The 16,182-nt window shown below is 48.4% G+C and carries 11 protein-coding genes; 2 read left to right on the forward strand and 9 right to left on the reverse strand.

Annotated features, from left to right (window positions below; all coding sequences use genetic code 11):
* Position 1: 1 nt before the first annotated feature.
* Entirely contained in the window at positions 2-469 is a 468-nt protein-coding gene (locus tag ACGHZ6_RS21525; protein WP_390616114.1) for a TRAP transporter small permease, read from the reverse strand.
* An 11-nt stretch (positions 470-480) separates the two neighbouring features.
* Positions 481-1,464 carry a TRAP transporter substrate-binding protein gene (locus tag ACGHZ6_RS21530; protein ID WP_390616115.1) on the reverse strand — a complete coding sequence of 328 codons (984 nt, stop codon included), beginning with the start codon at positions 1,462-1,464 and terminating at the stop codon, positions 481-483.
* A 203-nt stretch (positions 1,465-1,667) separates the two neighbouring features.
* Here ACGHZ6_RS21530 and ACGHZ6_RS21535 point away from each other — a divergent pair, with 203 nt between their 5' ends.
* Positions 1,668-2,396 (forward strand): FadR/GntR family transcriptional regulator, encoded by a 729-nt coding sequence (locus ACGHZ6_RS21535; RefSeq protein ID WP_390616116.1) that lies wholly within the window; start codon positions 1,668-1,670, stop codon positions 2,394-2,396.
* A 77-nt stretch (positions 2,397-2,473) separates the two neighbouring features.
* On the opposite strand, the gene ACGHZ6_RS21540 is transcribed toward ACGHZ6_RS21535, so the two are convergent.
* The 6 genes from ACGHZ6_RS21540 to ACGHZ6_RS21565 all read right to left on the reverse strand — a co-directional run bounded on the left by ACGHZ6_RS21540 (position 2,474) and on the right by ACGHZ6_RS21565 (position 11,867).
* On the reverse strand, positions 2,474-4,381 hold the full coding sequence (locus tag ACGHZ6_RS21540) for a DUF3604 domain-containing protein (protein WP_390616117.1): 1,908 nt from the start codon (positions 4,379-4,381) through the stop codon (positions 2,474-2,476).
* On the reverse strand, positions 4,374-7,499 hold the full coding sequence (locus ACGHZ6_RS21545; protein WP_390616118.1) for a glycoside hydrolase family 2 TIM barrel-domain containing protein: 3,126 nt from the start codon (positions 7,497-7,499) through the stop codon (positions 4,374-4,376). Before ACGHZ6_RS21545 ends, ACGHZ6_RS21540 begins: the two co-directional genes overlap by 8 nt.
* A 118-nt stretch (positions 7,500-7,617) precedes the next feature.
* Positions 7,618-9,327, reverse strand: coding sequence for a sulfatase (locus ACGHZ6_RS21550; RefSeq protein ID WP_390616119.1), 1,710 nt, complete (start codon positions 9,325-9,327; stop codon positions 7,618-7,620).
* An 86-nt stretch (positions 9,328-9,413) separates the two neighbouring features.
* The gene (locus ACGHZ6_RS21555) at positions 9,414-10,145 is read right to left on the reverse strand and encodes a hypothetical protein (protein WP_390616120.1); all 732 of its coding nucleotides are present in this window, start codon (positions 10,143-10,145) and stop codon (positions 9,414-9,416) included.
* Positions 10,146-10,273: 128 nt separating this feature from the next.
* Complete coding sequence (hmpA, locus tag ACGHZ6_RS21560) at positions 10,274-11,473, reverse strand: NO-inducible flavohemoprotein (protein WP_390616122.1); 1,200 nt, start codon at positions 11,471-11,473, stop codon at positions 10,274-10,276.
* A 31-nt stretch (positions 11,474-11,504) separates the two neighbouring features.
* Positions 11,505-11,867: a hypothetical protein gene (locus ACGHZ6_RS21565; RefSeq protein WP_390616123.1), complete on the reverse strand. Its 363-nt coding sequence runs from the start codon at positions 11,865-11,867 to the stop codon at positions 11,505-11,507.
* 117 nt (positions 11,868-11,984) lie between these two features.
* Here ACGHZ6_RS21565 and norR point away from each other — a divergent pair, with 117 nt between their 5' ends.
* Complete coding sequence (gene norR / locus ACGHZ6_RS21570; RefSeq protein ID WP_390616124.1) at positions 11,985-13,553, forward strand: nitric oxide reductase transcriptional regulator NorR; 1,569 nt, start codon at positions 11,985-11,987, stop codon at positions 13,551-13,553.
* A gap of 274 nt (positions 13,554-13,827) precedes the next feature.
* Here norR and ACGHZ6_RS21575 read toward each other — a convergent pair whose 3' ends face one another.
* Positions 13,828-16,146, reverse strand: coding sequence for a TonB-dependent receptor (locus tag ACGHZ6_RS21575; RefSeq protein ID WP_390616125.1), 2,319 nt, complete (start codon positions 16,144-16,146; stop codon positions 13,828-13,830).
* Positions 16,147-16,182: the final 36 nt, after the last annotated feature.

Here is a 16,182-nt window from a genome sequence, read left to right on the forward strand (position 1 = left end):
ACTAGCAATCTCCCCTGCGCACTTCTGCAATCATAAATTCCAGGCTGTAACAAACGATCAATAAACCACTCATCGGAATTACGCTATAGACGTAAGCCATGGGCAATCCTAAAGCGCCGGAGACCTGCTCCAGCTCCCAGGTTAATAAGGTCAGTTGACTGCCACCAAAGACCAACACCAACAAGGCAAACAAACCAGAGACAACATAACTAAACAGATTGGCAATGCGTTGCTTATCCACGGAGAGTTTCTCCGTCAGCAGATCAATACCCAAATGCATTTTTTTGCGGAAGGCGTAAGCACCACCCAGAAAGCTGATCCAAATTAACAGGAAGCGGGCAATCTCTTCGGTGTAGGAGCTGGGGCGCATAAAGACATAACGACTGGCTACCTGCCAGGTTACATCCACCACCATAGCGAGCATTAAAAAGAACAATGTCCACTTCACCAAGTTGTCGACCCTTGTCATGAAGGCATACATCAGTGACTCGCCTCCATACGCTTAATCCCCTGAATTAATGCCTGCACTTCTGGATTCTCTATCGAGCTGTGCATGGTTAAAGCCGCCTGCTGGAACGGTATTTTATCCGGCACAATAACTTCCACGCCTGCGGCCTTAACAGCTGCTAAAGCCTCTTCGGTTTGGGTTTGCCAGAGCTGTTTCTGAAATACGACGGAGTCGGCCACTGCCTGCATTAACCAACCCTGTTCCTGCTCACTCAAACGCTGCAAAATGGGTAGACTGATTAAAATAATATCCGGCACAGAAGTGTGCTCATCCAATACGAAGTAACGGCTCACTTCATAATGGCGAGATTGATAGAAGGAGGGAGGATTATTTTCCGCACCATCGACAACGCCCTGCTGCAGCGCGGTATAAAGCTCGCCCCAGGAAATCGGTGTAGCAGCTCCCCCCAAGGTTTCTACCATCTGGACGGAGGTTTGGCTTTTCTGTACGCGTATCTTTAAGCCCTGCAAATCAGCGGGCTTATCAACGCGCGCTTCGGTCGTATAAAAACTGCGGCTGCCAGCATCGTAATAGGCCAAGCCACGCAGGCGATATTTATCGCCAGACGTTAATAAGTCCTGACCTTTGCCACTGTCGAGAAACTGCCAGTAATGGTCGTGGTCACGGAATACATAAGGAATGCTGAAGACCTTCATGGCAGGTACAAACCCTTCCATAGGGCTTGCGGATACTTTGGTCATGGCCAGGCTACCGATTTGCAGCAGCTCAATCATCTCCCGCTCGGAACCCAGCTGGCCGCCAGAATAGATATCCAGGCGCATCTCACCGGCGGAATAGTGATCCAGCCTCTCCCCCAAATGCACAAGTGCCTTATGCACGGCGTGGCCCTGATCCAGGCCGTGGCCCAGCTTCAGTACGGTTTGCTTGTCTTGCTGGCAACCTGTGAGGACCAACACAGCGATAAGACCTGCAATAAACGGCTGTAAACGCCCCATAGACTATTACCTAGCTATTTGAACCACCCGCTACACGGGTGTTTTACCAATTCCATATTGGTATTACCAATTCTATAGAAGCTAATCTAAAATGCAATATAGCTGTGCTCATAAGATCAAATCCCACTAAATAAGGTAGTACACATAACTTGAGGCCAGTATAATTGGCTCAACCAATCGACCAGTTAACAGTAAGCGATTTCATGCCTAAAGCAGCGACCGATGAGATTCAGGTTCAACGCCTGTATCTGCAGATCTATAAAAAGATCAGTACCATGATCCACAATGGGGATTTTCAGCCCGGAGAACGTCTGCCCTCAGAGCGTGCCCTGGCGGAGCAATTCAACGTTAGCCGCCCGCCGCTGCGTGAAGCGATTATTGCCTTGGAGGTAATGGGACTGGTTGAAGTTAAACCAGGTTCAGGCGTGTACGTTCGCGAACAGGCAGAAGAAACAGAAACCAATACCACCCAGGAACCGGAAGACTTGCCAGGGCCGTTTGAGATTCTGGAAGCGCGAATGCACTTTGAAGCCGCTGCCGCCGCACTGGCTGCCGAACGTATTGGCAATAATGAATTGCAGCTACTGTCTCAACTATTGGGTCAGCTTAAGCAATTCAATGAAGATAAAGATGCAGACGCCGCCGAGAAGGTTGACCAACAGTTTCATATGGTAATTGCCGATGCCTGTCGTAATAGTGCGATTACCTCCACTATACGCTGGTTGTGGGAACTGCGTAATCAATCGGAAATTAGTGCCCAGTTCCACCAGGATCTGCGTACCGAAGGGTCTCTGCCTACCATTCAGGATCATGAAGATATTCTGTCAGCCTTAATGCAACGTGACAGTCAACTGGCACGTGAAGCCATGCAGAAGCATTTGCAGCGAGTCATTACTAATTTGACGCAGCACAGTGCTGCGCGATTTAAGTAACAATACTGATTCGCCAGACCCGCTTTCGCGGGGATGGCAAGACTTATGGTTACATCGATTGATTGGTGAATAAATCTTTAACGCGGGCTATACCAGATCGGTGATGTCCAGGCTCGCTCTTGCAGGGTTTTGGGCACAGAGGCATCACAGCAAGATTGCAGGTGCTCAGGTACTGATTCCGGGTTACTGCAATCCACCTGATTGTTCATGCACACATGAGCATTCCAACGGCAACTGGGATTTTCTACTACACGGGCGTAATAGTAAGCCTGCTGTTTTGAATTAAACATCGGGTCATCCCATACCGCACAGAGTTTCTGGAAACCCACCCCCTGCGACTCACACGTAGCCAAGTCGACACTGGCACCGTTATCGGGATTCCCCGCAACATCCATCACCTTTTCTTGTGAGCGCCCTTCGGCATCAACCCAACCTTTTATGATTTGTAGACGCTGTAACGGCGTACCGGGATTTTTTAAGGTTCCGCTATCAGCTTGGGCTAAAACCACAAAGCGCGGACTGGCGTCCGTCGATTCAAGACGTAAATCTCCCCCCATGGGCACACCGTGTTGATAGCCCTGTTTCGCCAGAGTTTCCGCGTCAAAGGAACAGGCATCTTGCGGTATGTTCTCCCCACCAAAAAAGCGCACACCAATACGTGGTCCCGTGGTGCCATAAGCTTCACGACGTTTCATTGCAGCAAATAATGACTCGCGGGTATTTTGCTCGGCATAAACCACCGCCAAGCCACCCGGGCCTGACTCGACAAAATCCGGCAACTGTTTTTCCACCGGCAACTCTTTGGAAAAGTTCTGATCACCGTGATGACCGGCATAGTTGGACTCTTCGACTGCACCTGGTGCGGTGATATGGGTATCGGTGCCGCCAATAAAACCGGTTTTGAATGGATTGATGCCGTGCAGCTGCTCCTGCCGTAAACCTTCCCGTAGGGCCTCACGCATATAGCGGGTATCGTTAGCCGGCGGCTTGCGCATAAACTCGACATATTTACCCAGAAATGAACTGTAAGGTAACTTTTCGAAATTACACAGTTCATCTTCACCAAGGCCTGAACCATAGAAGCATTCAGAGTCACCCTTGTGCTGCATAATTTCCGCCAGGGTTTCGTAGGACTGTCGCTGAGCGGCCACCTCCGGTGTCATCAACTCACCATTACCCATTAACGGCGAGAACATCATCCCTTTACTCAAGTTCATATTGTGGGGAATGGTAATCGCATCACAGCCTTTACCGGTGTTGCGACAATTGGTATCCAGCCCCTGCCACAACTGTTCAGCCGTGGTTGCATCATTGGCACTGATGGGTGTGTGCACCACTTCAGAATTACGAAAAATCACATTGCGGTGCATATTGGCACCGTTTTGTGTCGCACTCCATTCGTACCCCACAAATGCGGTAAATTCACAGGGTTTATTATAGGCTTCAGCGGATTGAATGGTGTCTTGCCAGACACTTTTTTTGGCCTCAACACAAACGCCCTCTTCAGCCTGGCATGAACTCTTATCTCGAAATTTAGCGGCTGCCATATCGTAAAAGGCTTTCCACATACCATCGAGACCGCAGGACAAGCTACCGCTCTCCCCCCAACTTGGATCACTACACAATCTGACATCAGCCAGATCTTCGGCATGATCCGTAACTGCGGCAAAATCCAGAGGACGATCAATACTTAAAAACCGGGCGCTATTACCTTCGGCATCGAAAGGCGGCAAGGGAATAGACTGGCCTAACGCGAAGCGATACGCATCATCCGGCGTTGTTCGAGATCCCATCCGAAAGTAAGAATCGGCGGAATAACTGGAATGCACATGCAAATCGCCAAAGAACGCTTGGCGAGCCTCAGAATAATGACTGCATGTATCTTCAGCTTGAACTTGGGCTTCACTGTGGTTTGGCACAGGGATGCCTAACAGAAGCGACGCGAGTAACAGCCCAGAGCCATTACCCGTGATAGATCTAGTCATTGTTAGCAATCGCCTTTGCCGGATCCGTAAACAGCAATGCATAGCGCTCTTTTCGTGCCTCTACAGCATCTTTGGACGCCACCACAACATACTGCTGCTCGGTTAGCGGCTGCCCCTCATCAATGATCTGACCATCCTGCTTAAGTAGCAATTGATATTCATCACTCACCAGCTGCAGATTTTCTGTTAGCTCCACCATGGTCATGCCACGAGGAATAGAAATCACATGACTGCCATAATCCACATCCAGCGCATGCGAGAACAACAAACCACCATCAACAGATAACTCCGTGGCTCCCACCAATTTAAACTTACCGATGAGCGGAATTTCAAAGAAATACGTTGAGTCCAGAATATTAATACGAACATAACGCGCTATTTTTTGAATATCATCCTGAGTACGGTGAGAGATCTCGTTATCTGATTTATCAACAACGGTCTCATAAGTTTCCACAAATACCGTTTCGTCCAGGGCAACATCTTTGGCAAGCTCAATGGTGTAAAGCATTTTACCATTTTCACTCATTTCTCCTGATAGCCAGGTTGCCTCCAAACTGTCGATGTAATAGTTAGCCCCTAAATCGATTTTGAACTGGCCACCGCGATTACCACTGGGATCACCGGTTAACCAGACGGGGGAAACCTCGAGTTCCTTTGCGGCGTCCATATCCACAGAAGCAACAGCTTCACCATCAACGGCTTTATACGCCGGTGCCGCTGGATACCCCATCATACCGTGAGCCAATTCTGCATTGACTTTGATGGGCCTGGCTACAGATAGAGCCCCCTCGGCAATTTGATAGGCCTGACGATCACCGTTGCTAGCAACCACTTCAAATTTATCGCCAACCGCAACCAGGGTAGAGCCTTCGCCCGTCTGGGACATATCCAGTGAAGCACCGTAAGGCAATTTGATCAATGATTTCAGGCTCTCGACCGTTGTGCCATAGGGAACATGGAAAACGCGATGCTCTTGTAAATCGATGCCTAAAACACCATCAACAGCGGCGATACGGGTATCGTCATTTTCTACTCGAGTCCACTGAACTTTATCACGCTGCAATTTACCCTCTGCATCACGACCAACAACTTCAATAGTGTTTTCACCCATGGAGAGTTCTATATCGCTCCAGATGATTTTGTACTCACCAGTTTGAGACTTGGAGCCAATAGACTGGCCATTTACCTGCAACTCAACATCTCTCAGGTTGGTATAGATTTTCACATCGGTTTCTGCACGCTTACGCTCAGTGAAACGTCGACTGGTGACATACAGGACCGGTTCTTTACTCCAGTTAGCCTTATACCAGTAGAAGCTGTCTTTATAGGTTTTGCGATCGTAAGTCACCAGGCCTTTATCATTCATACCCGGACGCTCACCTTCATCACGGCCATCAACCGCAAAATCAAACATATTCCAAATAAACTTCGACCACACAAAAGGACGTTGCTTCAGCTCTTCCCAGTTACCTTCGTGATACAGGTTTTGGAATTCTTCAGAGTGATCACCTTTTTTCGGCTCTGCCGTATGAATACTGGGGCCAGCACCTGCGCCATACTCACTGACACCAAAGGCGCGATTAGGGAACGCGGCCCTTGATTCATCCGCCCATTTACCGATATCGGCGATTTTTTCGTAATACCAACCGTAATACACGTTCTGGGCAACGATATCGTTTACATACCAAATATCATCGCCTTGATGATGCCCCAGAACTGCTGCAGTGGTTACACGACTATCATCTTCTTGCTTGGCCAATACATTAAGTCGTTTAAGGATTTCCACTCCGCCCGGAGTTAAACCGGTCATGCTCACTTCATTGGAAATCCCCCAGAACAAAATTGAAGGATGATTAAAGTTTTGACGAATCAGTTCTTTTAACTGCTCGGCAGCATTATCTTCAAACGCTTGCGACTCAGGCACTTCGTTAATCACCGGAATTTCAGCCCAGGTCACAAACCCCATTTCATTCATCAATTGATAAACATAGGGGTCATGCTGATAGTGAGCCAGACGTACTCCGGTTGTACCCATATCGGCAATAATCTCGAAATCACGCTTGTGATCTTCGTCGCTTATCGCCCAGCCTTTACCCTCGAGATCCTGATGGCGGTTAACACCTTTAACATCGTAGTACTCACCATTGAGCAGCAGACCTTTTTCAGGGTCAACCTCAAAGGTACGCAAACCCAATGGTTGGGTAATGCTATCCACAACGCGATCAGTGTCTTTTAACTGAACAGCCACCTGATACAGGTAAGGGTCAATAACACCATTCCAGCGGCGCGGGTTATCAATCGCCAGCTCAACGAGCTCAGATACTTTGCCAGCAGCAGGAATACTTACCGCTTGGCTTTTACGTTGCAGGGTTTCACCTTCAGCATTAACAATACTGACTTCCAGTACTCGCTCAACGGCTTGATCTTGTTTGTTAACCAGATTGATATCGGCACGAACTTCAGCTCGCTCATCACTCAGCGATTGCTGATGCAGAAATACACCGGCAGAGGCGTAGTCCATCAGTTCGATATGATCCTGATCAGTTACGATCAAAGACAAATCACGGTAGATTCCCCCAAAGAAGGTGTAGTCCGCACTTAATGGGGCAATATCATTATTGCGCTCATTATTTACCTTAATGGCCAGCTCGTGCTCCGCACCTGGAGTCATGTAATCCGTAAGATCAAAACGGAATGCTGCGTAACCACCGCGGTGTTCACCAACATGCTGACCATCCACATAGACATCAGTAATCAAATTGGCCGCATCAAAATGCAGATAAAAGCGTTTACCAGCCAGTGAGTCCGACACCTTAATCTGCTTGCGGTACCAGCCATCGCCACGGAAGTAGTTATTGCCACCGTCATAGCCGTCTTCGGCATTCCAGGTATGAGGCAGATTTATTGGCTCCCACTCCTTATCAGAAGCCGTTAAAAAACTGACCTCTTCCAATGATAAGCTGCCTTTATAAAACTCCCACTTTTCATTTAGCGAGACCTCAGCACGCCCCACAGAAAGCTGATTATCAGCTAATTTCACCACCTGAGTACCGTCAGAACAGGCAATCAGAAGGAAAGCAAAGACGGGAACACACAAACGCATGACAAACCGGGGCATAACTCTCACTCTTTCTATCTTTATATATTGGTATTACCAGTGAACCAATATAATACCTAGCCCCAACCTGATCAAGGGGCTTTACGCTCCTTAACCTGGTTATAATTTTAGCTGCTCACTACATCTTCCATAACACTTCATCACTTTCTTGCCAGCCATAACGCACTGCTTTAGCTACCACTTTTTCGGCGTCTAGAATCTTTAGCGGTTTTTTGTAAATCAACCAGGGACCACCATCGATCTGGTAGCCAATCGAAGCGCCCTCGGTAGGAGAATTAATGGTTAATAAGGATTTAGCCCTATTGAACGTCATGTCGGGCACCGGGGTAATCGGCTGCTTCGCATTGGGCCAATAGCGTTGCGCCATTGCAGACTCAGGCATGTCGGCTTGTAGTTCAGTTTTAGCTAACCACTGATCCAGAGCAGCTCGTAGACGCACAAGTTCATCAACATAGCCTGGGGTATCCGCCAGATTGTTTAGCTCATGGGGATCACTCTGTATATCGTACAGCTCTTCCTCTGGCCTAAGCGTGAACCACTTTTCCTGCTCGGCGGTTAACTCGCCAGCAGTCTGTAAACGCCAGAGTTCCTGCATAATATCCAGGTTATCGCGGAATGCGAGATGCATAGCGCCCGGCGTGCCCGCATGATAATTGCGAATATATTTAAATTGTTTATCTCGTATCGCACGCTGGCGGTCTTCAGCTTCGTCCAGGCGATCCCTGGCGGCATAGATATAACGAGGCTCTTCGGAAAGCGCTTCACCTGCGAAAATATTGCCCGTCATAAACGCTGGGACATCTACTCCTGCAAGTTTTAGGATGGTTGGCGCAAGATCCTGGAAGCTCACCAGGCGTTGGTCCATGGAGCCTGCTTTTACATAAGCAGGGAGATAACGCTCTGGCCAGCGGATTATCAACGGTACTTTTATTCCTGAATCAAACAGCTCACGTTTCGCTCTTGGCAAGCCATCACCATGATCAGTTGTCCAGATGACGATCGTGTTATCTGCCAACCCATCTTCATCCAGTACCTGTAAAATTTCACCCACCTGTTTATCCATAAGGTGGATATTGTTGTAGTGGCGGGCGATATCTTTACGCACCACAGGCGTGTCCGGGTAATAGGGTGGCAGCAACACGTCTTCAGGCTTAACAACAAGCTCTTCACCCCAACGGTAATAGCTGTGCAACAGGCCAAGCATTAGATGGGCAGCACTTTTGGGAAAATGCCACTCGGGAAATAAACCACTTTCATGGGTGACTATAAAGTTGATCATGCCAAAGAAGGGCTGCTCGCCTTCCCTGTTGCGCCAATGGGTTCCAAAGCCCTCGTCATTCCATACTGTGAAGGGCCCAGAGCTACTGCCACTACCACTGAATTGATAATCCAGTTTCTTATCGGTATAGGTGTAATAACCTTCTCGGCGTAACAGTTCAGGAAAGGCCTTAACCTCGGCAGGTGGAACGCTGCGATACGCGGGGCCGGGGTAGGAAGAGGTTCTCATATGCTGAGCACCAATCGCGATTTGCGAGACACCGGTAATCAACGCTGCACGGCTGGGGGCGCACACGCCAGCGGTAGTAAAGACATTGGTATAGCGAACACCGGCTTGTGCCAAACGATCCAGATTCGGAGTGATGGCGACCGGGTCTCCAAAGGCGCCGACACGGGAACTCATATCTTCGGCGACGAGTAGAAGTATATTGGGACGAACTAGGTCCCCATCTTCTGCCACAACGCAGAAAGGCAATAAAAGCACTGCAGCACAAACTGTCTTTAGCTTCCTCAGCCAACGAATATTGAAACCTGCCTTAGACGGGAACACATCTACCTCAAATCGCCACAAATCAAACTGGTATTACCAATTTAACCAAACGACCAAAAGGATGCAATAGGCGAATCTAAGCCGACTTAACGCTGAAGGCTCTCACCAAGCCGAACGGGACGGTAGCTAGTATTGTCCACCCCTTTCTCTCGATAGACCTCAGCCAGCGCCTCGGATAAGGGCTCGGCCAGTGCCTGATTTTGCTCACTGAGATACATATATACCGGCAGCTTTATCTCCGAGGCCCCTAAGCGATAGAACTGCTTGTCTACATGAGCGTTTAGAAAAGGCTCCATCACGACAGGAGCCAGGAACCAATCCAGCTGCTCAGACTTTAACATCATCAACATCTTTTTCATGTAATGCCCATAATGTGGCGTCACCGGTTTCGGGCATTGGAAGAGTTCCTGCAGACGGACAGAAAACTCGTCAAAGCCCATCAGCATTCCTATACGTTGTTCGCAAATAGAGTCTAACTCTCGCTCTTTCATGCCATAAAGGTAAATAGGCACAACAGCGAGTTGAAATTCCACTCTGACCAGACTTGGGAATAATTCCTTAAGCATGGGAGACTGAAACAACAAACCATCTGATTGCCCACTCAAGGCGTGATGAATGGCCTGCTTACCGGGTTCGAAACGAACATCAAAGTCATGACCGAGTCGCTTTAACGCTTCCTGTATATTGTCATACCAAAGCTGATCCTCGGGCGCCCCTAACCGGCCAATAAAATCATATTCGGTAAAAACCAATTTCTCTGCATAAGCGAGAGGCGCCCATAGTAGCAAGCAAAGATAAAAGCAAATTGATTTTTGCATATAAAGCAGCCTGGATATACCCAAGAAAAAAATCACACGTATAAATAACCATAGCAGATACCATGCGAGCTCGATTTATCCTGGGTAATTATTTACCAGGATAAATCGAGACGTTATCCATAGAGACGTTACACCTCAGCGACCAACTCCTCCTCGCTCAAATCCTCCAACGGCCCAAAGAACTCAAAATGCGTTTGCTCTGCCGGAATCCCAAGATCAGGCGCTGCGTTATACACAAGTTTCATAAAAGGTTTTGGCCCCAGGAAATACAAATCCAGATCACGAGCTTCAGGTAATAACTGATCCAACTTTTGCTGATCAATAAAACCTGTCAGATCACAATTATCCTTAGCTAAGGGCTCACTGTAGATCGTCGTCAGTTTAAGATTCGTGAACTCACTGGCGAGATATTCCAACCAGGATTTAAACGCATGGTGACGACTGTTAATCGCCGCATGAATAAAATGCACATCGCGCCCAGTTTGCAGCGCAGGCAATAACATACTGATCGTAGGTGTAATACCGACACCACCGGTTAGTAAGACCAACGGCTTTTGACTACTGCTCAAGGTGAAATCACCACAGGGCTGTGTAAGCTTAACAATATCCCCCACGATCAAATCATCATGAAGATAATTCGATACCAAACCGTCGACTTCGCGTTTTACACTTAAGCGGTAGAAGTCTTCACCCGGTGAATTCGACAGAGAGTAGTTACGTCTTACGGTTTTATCGGCAATGGTTAGGGTAATCGCCGTGTATTGCCCCGGTTCAAATACAGCCAATTCACCACCATCTACGGGCTCAAAGTAAAACGAAGTAATCACATCACTTTCTACCTGCTTGCGTACCAGTACAAACTCACGCTCACCGCGCCAGCCGCCTGGCAGTGTTTCATGTTGCTTATAAACACTCTCTTCCGCAGCAATCAGAATATCAGCCAGTTGTTGGTAAGCTTCGCCCCAGGCAGCAATCACTTCATCGGTCGCAGGCTCGCCCAGCACTTCGCGAATCGCAGCCAATAAGCACTCACCAACAATCGGGTAGTGTTCTGGCAAGATGTTGAGTGAAGCGTGTTTTTGTACGATAAGGGAAACCGCATCGCCCAGCGCCTCCAACCGATCCAGATTTTCAGCATAGGCAATAACCGCATTGGCCAGTGCTTTACGCTGACTACCTTCCAGTTGGTGCGCCTCATTAAAGTAGGCTTTTACTTCTGGGTAACGCTCAAACATTAACGGGTAAAACACGGAAGTAATGGCTACCGAGTTGGGCTTTACAACGGGTAGCGTCGCATTGACGATATCTTTGGCTTTTTGGGATAACATATTTATTCCTTTCTATTTTATTTAGCGTCTATCACTGTTGGGCAACCAGGCGATTACCCTTTACCGCAACTGCATCACCGGTTTGCCATTGGCGATTCGGCGAGCGAATCACCACTTGCTCGCCATCAGCGAGCTCGACTTCATAGGCATCACCAGCCAGGCCGGCAGATTCCTGCACCTCTCCGCCCATCCATAGTCCGGCTAACCCCATCGCAATGGCACCTGCGATTCCACCGGCGGCACCGCCGACTAAAAAACCACTCCAGCCGCCGAGCATGCGCCCTGATGTCTGATCAGGTACTCGACCTTTTACGTGGCCATTGGAATCTGCTGCAGCCACCATGCTGCCGTAGAGTAAAAGGGTGCTCAGTAGTCCAGCTTTAACTATTTTCATAAGGATTCTCCTTTCTTTGGCTATCACCCTCCTTATTCCAAAAGCCGTGCCAATATGTAACCCACTGATATTTATAGACTTTTAATTAAAGTTGTCTTTTTGACACCAAAGACTAAAATGTCAAAAGGACAACATGAGGTCATTATGACAACTCCTGCATTTACCCAGGCGATGGTGAATATCGTTGCTGATTTATCCCTGCCACTGTCGCCCAGCCAGCGTTATTTACGCCTGCTGGCTGCGTTTAGAAATACCTTCCCCTGTGATGCCACTGCACTGCTGCAACTACAGGGACCAAGTCTGGTACCACTGGCGACAGAAGGTTTAAGCGTTGACACCCTGGGAAGATCATTTGAGGTAAGCGAACATCCACGGCTGGCAAAAATTCTGCAAAGCCGCGAGCCGGTACGTTTTGAACAGGATTGCGCCCTGCCCGACCCTTACGACGGATTGGTGGAAGATGCTCCAGGAGAATTGCCGGTACACGACTGCATGGGTGTGGCGCTGTTTATTGATGATACGCCTTGGGGAGTGATTACTCTGGATGCCATGCAACCGGGTACTTTTGATGATATTGATCCACTGGAACTGCGTGGCTTTATTCATGTGGCTGAAGCCAGTGTGAAAGTGGCACAACAAATTCAGCGTCTGGAAAATAAGCTCGACCAGGAACACAAAATTACCCAGGCGGTGATTAATGAACATCAACAGCCGATCATTGGTAAAAGCAGCGCCATCAAACAATTAAACCGCGAAATTGAAACCGTTAGCCAATCGGATCTGGCGGTTTTAATTTGTGGTGAAACCGGTGTTGGTAAGGAACTTGTCGCACGCGAGATTCATCAGCATTCCAGTCGTGCCGATCAACCGCTGATTTATGTTAACTGTGCGGCACTACCTGAGAACCTGATTGAAAGTGAAATGTTTGGACATGTTAAGGGGGCGTTTTCCGGTGCCACTCAATCTCGTGCGGGCAAGTTTGAACTGGCAGATGGCGGCACACTGTTTTTGGATGAGGTCGGGGAAATTCCCCTGCTATTACAGGCGAAGTTATTACGCGCGCTGCAAAGCGGAGAAATACAGCGAGTGGGCAGCGATGCTTACCTCACAGTGAATGTGCGCATAGTCGCAGCAACCAATCGGGATTTACAAAAAGAAGTCTCTGCTGGTAAGTTTCGCGCCGACCTTTATCACCGCTTAAGTGTTTACCCCATTAATGTGCCTGATCTGCAAAGTCGGGGCAAAGATATTCTGCTGTTAGCCGGTCATTTTCTGGAAGCCAATCGTCGGCGCCTTGGGCTTCGTAATGTTCGTCTTGCGCCTGAAAGTAAAAGCCTGCTGTTACAGCATAATTGGCCGGGTAATGTGCGGGAGCTGGAACACACAATCAACCGGGCACTGCTTAAGGCACGTTATCAGAATGATGATGCCCAGCGGATTACGACGATTGAACCTGAGCATTTGGATATTGAAACGCGCCCTGCTACTGAAACCTTTCGGAAAGTTACATTACCGGTCTTAGAAGCGGATCAATTGACACTTAAACAAGCTACTGAGAATTATCAGCGCCAGTTAATTGAGGAATCCCTGAAAGATTGTCAGGGTAATCAAGCGCAAGCGGCGAAGGCTTTGGGTGTGGATAGGAGTAATTTTTATCGGTTGTTGAAGCGGTTGGAGATTAGTTAGTTTTTCACAGTAGTGATGTTTAGTGGATCCCCGTTTTCACGGGGATGGCGAGCAAAAATACATATCAAGCCAACAATAAGTGACAGAGTTCTTAAGCCACTGGATTCCTGCCTACGCAGGAATGACGGTGATCAGATTTTTACTTCGGCATAGGTGCTAAAAATACTCTCAAATCAAATACAAAAAAGGCCCACCTATCCACTTACCGATAAGCAGGCCACCCTAATGCTACGAGAGAGTAGCGTTCTCCATAAATATGGAGAGAGAGAGAAGGTTAGAAATTAAACTTCACTGAACCACCGAAGTAACGATCTGCGGCTTTTGGTACAAACTGAACCACACTTTCATTTGCACCGGTGGCATCTTCGAAGGCTACCAGGTTCGACACATAATCCTGATCGGTCAGGTTGCGAACATAGAAAGTTACTTCGTAACGGCCTGCCTGGTCTTCCAGACCAAAACTTAAATCAAACACACCGTATTCGTCTTGCAGAGTCAGTGGGTTCTGGTCAGCCTGGTACTGAGTCTCTGACTGCCAGCGATAGTTTAACTGCAGGAAGCCATCAACCTCGGTTCCTGGAATGGCTTTGGTATAACGGCCACCCAATACAATTTTCCAGTCAGGCGAATAAGGTGTTACCTCGCCAGCAACATCTTTGGAACCGTCAATAGCACAGTTAGCATCGGTATCCCCAACATAACAGGCGGTTTCAAATTCCTTATACTCGCCATCGAGATAGGTCACACTGGCATTCAGGTTTAGCTCCTGAGTTGCAGCAAACATGGCATCAACTTCCAAACCACGCTGGCGGGTTTCACCGGCATTGGTTGGGCGGAAGGCACTATCAACTACGTCATAGTAGGATACCTGTGTATCGGTAAAGTCTTGCCAGAACAACGCGGCATTAATGCCCAGGCGACCATCCATCAAGCGGCCTTTGTAACCCAGTTCGAAAGCATCAACAATTTCCGGTTCCAGGGGCTCGGTAAACGCGCTGCCAATTTGCGCACCCGGGCCTTTATAACCACGGGCATAGCTGGCGTAGACATTGGACTCTTCGTTCAACATATACTGCACACCCAGCTTACCGGTCCACTCGGTATTGCTAACATCACCGCTGCCTTCATAGTCTGCTATGGGCAAATCACCGGCGGCAAGCACTCCTAATCGTTTCTTGTCCCATTCGAACTTGTCGTGCTGCACACGCAAGCCCGCGGTTATCATCCACTCATCCGTCAATGCATAGTCCGCTTGACCAAACAGCGCGTAGTATTGGGTATCGATTTCCGTTTCATCTGAATCGGATAGATTAACTAGACTGGCAAATGGAGCACTGGCCAAACAATCAGCACCTATACTCACGAATGGAGCACCGAAACATACCGTACGCCTTTCCTGAGCGTCAGCTTCATAGGTAGTAGCCCAGAAGAGTGCACCAACAACATACTGCAAATCAGAAGCATCGGTAGACTGTAAACGAATTTCCTGTGAATACTGTTTGGACAGTTTATTGCCTGTGATAATGCCGCGGAAATAGGGGGTGCCCACACCCATATGGGAAACTGATGGAACATCCTGACCACCGGAATCGATATCGATATCGTTATCAAAATCCCAGGAGCGCATGGCGGTGATGGACGTTAACGCATGAGTATCCAGATCCCAATTTACCTCGGCGCTTATGCCCCACTCTTCCGCTTCATATTCATTACTGTCATTGATATTAACCTGGCGGTTATCTTCATCAATGCTAAGGGCTTCAGTGCCATTATCATTGACCACGGTGGCTGTGGTATCACCCACCGAGCGCATGACACGCACACCATTAGGGCCATGATTACGACCGTAATCGGCTATAAATAAAACATCGGTACTGTCATTAACTTCCCACAGTAACTTGCCACGCAGGGCATAACCTTTGTCACCATCCAGATCCGGGCCATCGACATTAACGTTTTCCAAATGGCTTTCATCTGAATACTTGTAGTTGGCACTTAAACGGTAAGCCATATCATCGCTAATCGGGGCACCGTAGGTACCTTTCATGCGCTGCTCACCGTATTCGTCATAACCGACTTCAACACTGCCCTCAGTCTCATCAAGACTTGGGCGCTTGGTCACAATACTCAATACACCGGCGGACGCATTTTTTCCAAACAGGGTACTCTGTGGGCCGCGCAACACTTCAACACGCTCAATATCCGCTAACTCGGAAAAGAACTGACCCTGGCGTGCCAGCACAACACCATCAAGCACAGTCGATACACTGGATTCTACGGTTGGGCTGTTAATGGTGGTTCCAACGCCGCGAATATAAATACTTTTCTGCCATGAGGTCAGGTTATCCTGCAGCGCCAACGATGGCGATACATTCACCAGATCAGCAAAGTCCTGCACACCGGCATCGGCCAGACCTTTACCGGTAATCGCCTGTACCGATACCGGTACATCCACCAGATTTTGTTCACGCTTCTGCGCGGTTACAACAATCTCTTCCAAAGCAAAACTATCGTCATTTGCCAACACCGGCGTTTGCGCATAACCCAGCATAGCCGCCGAAATAGCGGTAAACACCGCCGTGCGATTAAACATAGTCAACTCTCCTCGAGTGCTCTTAATTCTTATCGT

The sequence above is a fragment of the Maricurvus nonylphenolicus genome (assembly GCF_042854845.1).
Lineage (GTDB): Bacteria > Pseudomonadota > Gammaproteobacteria > Pseudomonadales > Cellvibrionaceae > Maricurvus > Maricurvus nonylphenolicus.

Excerpts from the sequence above, each read along its gene's own strand:
- ACGHZ6_RS21525 (WP_390616114.1), bottom strand. The coding sequence starts at position 469 with ATGACAAGGGTCGACAACTTGGTGAAGTGGACATTGTTCTTTTTAATG.
- ACGHZ6_RS21530 (WP_390616115.1), bottom strand. The coding sequence starts at position 1,464 with ATGGGGCGTTTACAGCCGTTTATTGCAGGTCTTATCGCTGTGTTGGTC.
- ACGHZ6_RS21535 (WP_390616116.1), top strand. The coding sequence starts at position 1,668 with ATGCCTAAAGCAGCGACCGATGAGATTCAGGTTCAACGCCTGTATCTG.
- ACGHZ6_RS21540 (WP_390616117.1), bottom strand. The coding sequence starts at position 4,381 with ATGACTAGATCTATCACGGGTAATGGCTCTGGGCTGTTACTCGCGTCG.
- ACGHZ6_RS21545 (WP_390616118.1), bottom strand. The coding sequence starts at position 7,499 with ATGCCCCGGTTTGTCATGCGTTTGTGTGTTCCCGTCTTTGCTTTCCTT.
- ACGHZ6_RS21555 (WP_390616120.1), bottom strand. The coding sequence starts at position 10,145 with ATGCAAAAATCAATTTGCTTTTATCTTTGCTTGCTACTATGGGCGCCT.
- hmpA (WP_390616122.1), bottom strand. The coding sequence starts at position 11,473 with ATGTTATCCCAAAAAGCCAAAGATATCGTCAATGCGACGCTACCCGTT.
- ACGHZ6_RS21565 (WP_390616123.1), bottom strand. The coding sequence starts at position 11,867 with ATGAAAATAGTTAAAGCTGGACTACTGAGCACCCTTTTACTCTACGGC.
- norR (WP_390616124.1), top strand. The coding sequence starts at position 11,985 with ATGTCAAAAGGACAACATGAGGTCATTATGACAACTCCTGCATTTACC.
- ACGHZ6_RS21575 (WP_390616125.1), bottom strand. The coding sequence starts at position 16,146 with ATGTTTAATCGCACGGCGGTGTTTACCGCTATTTCGGCGGCTATGCTG.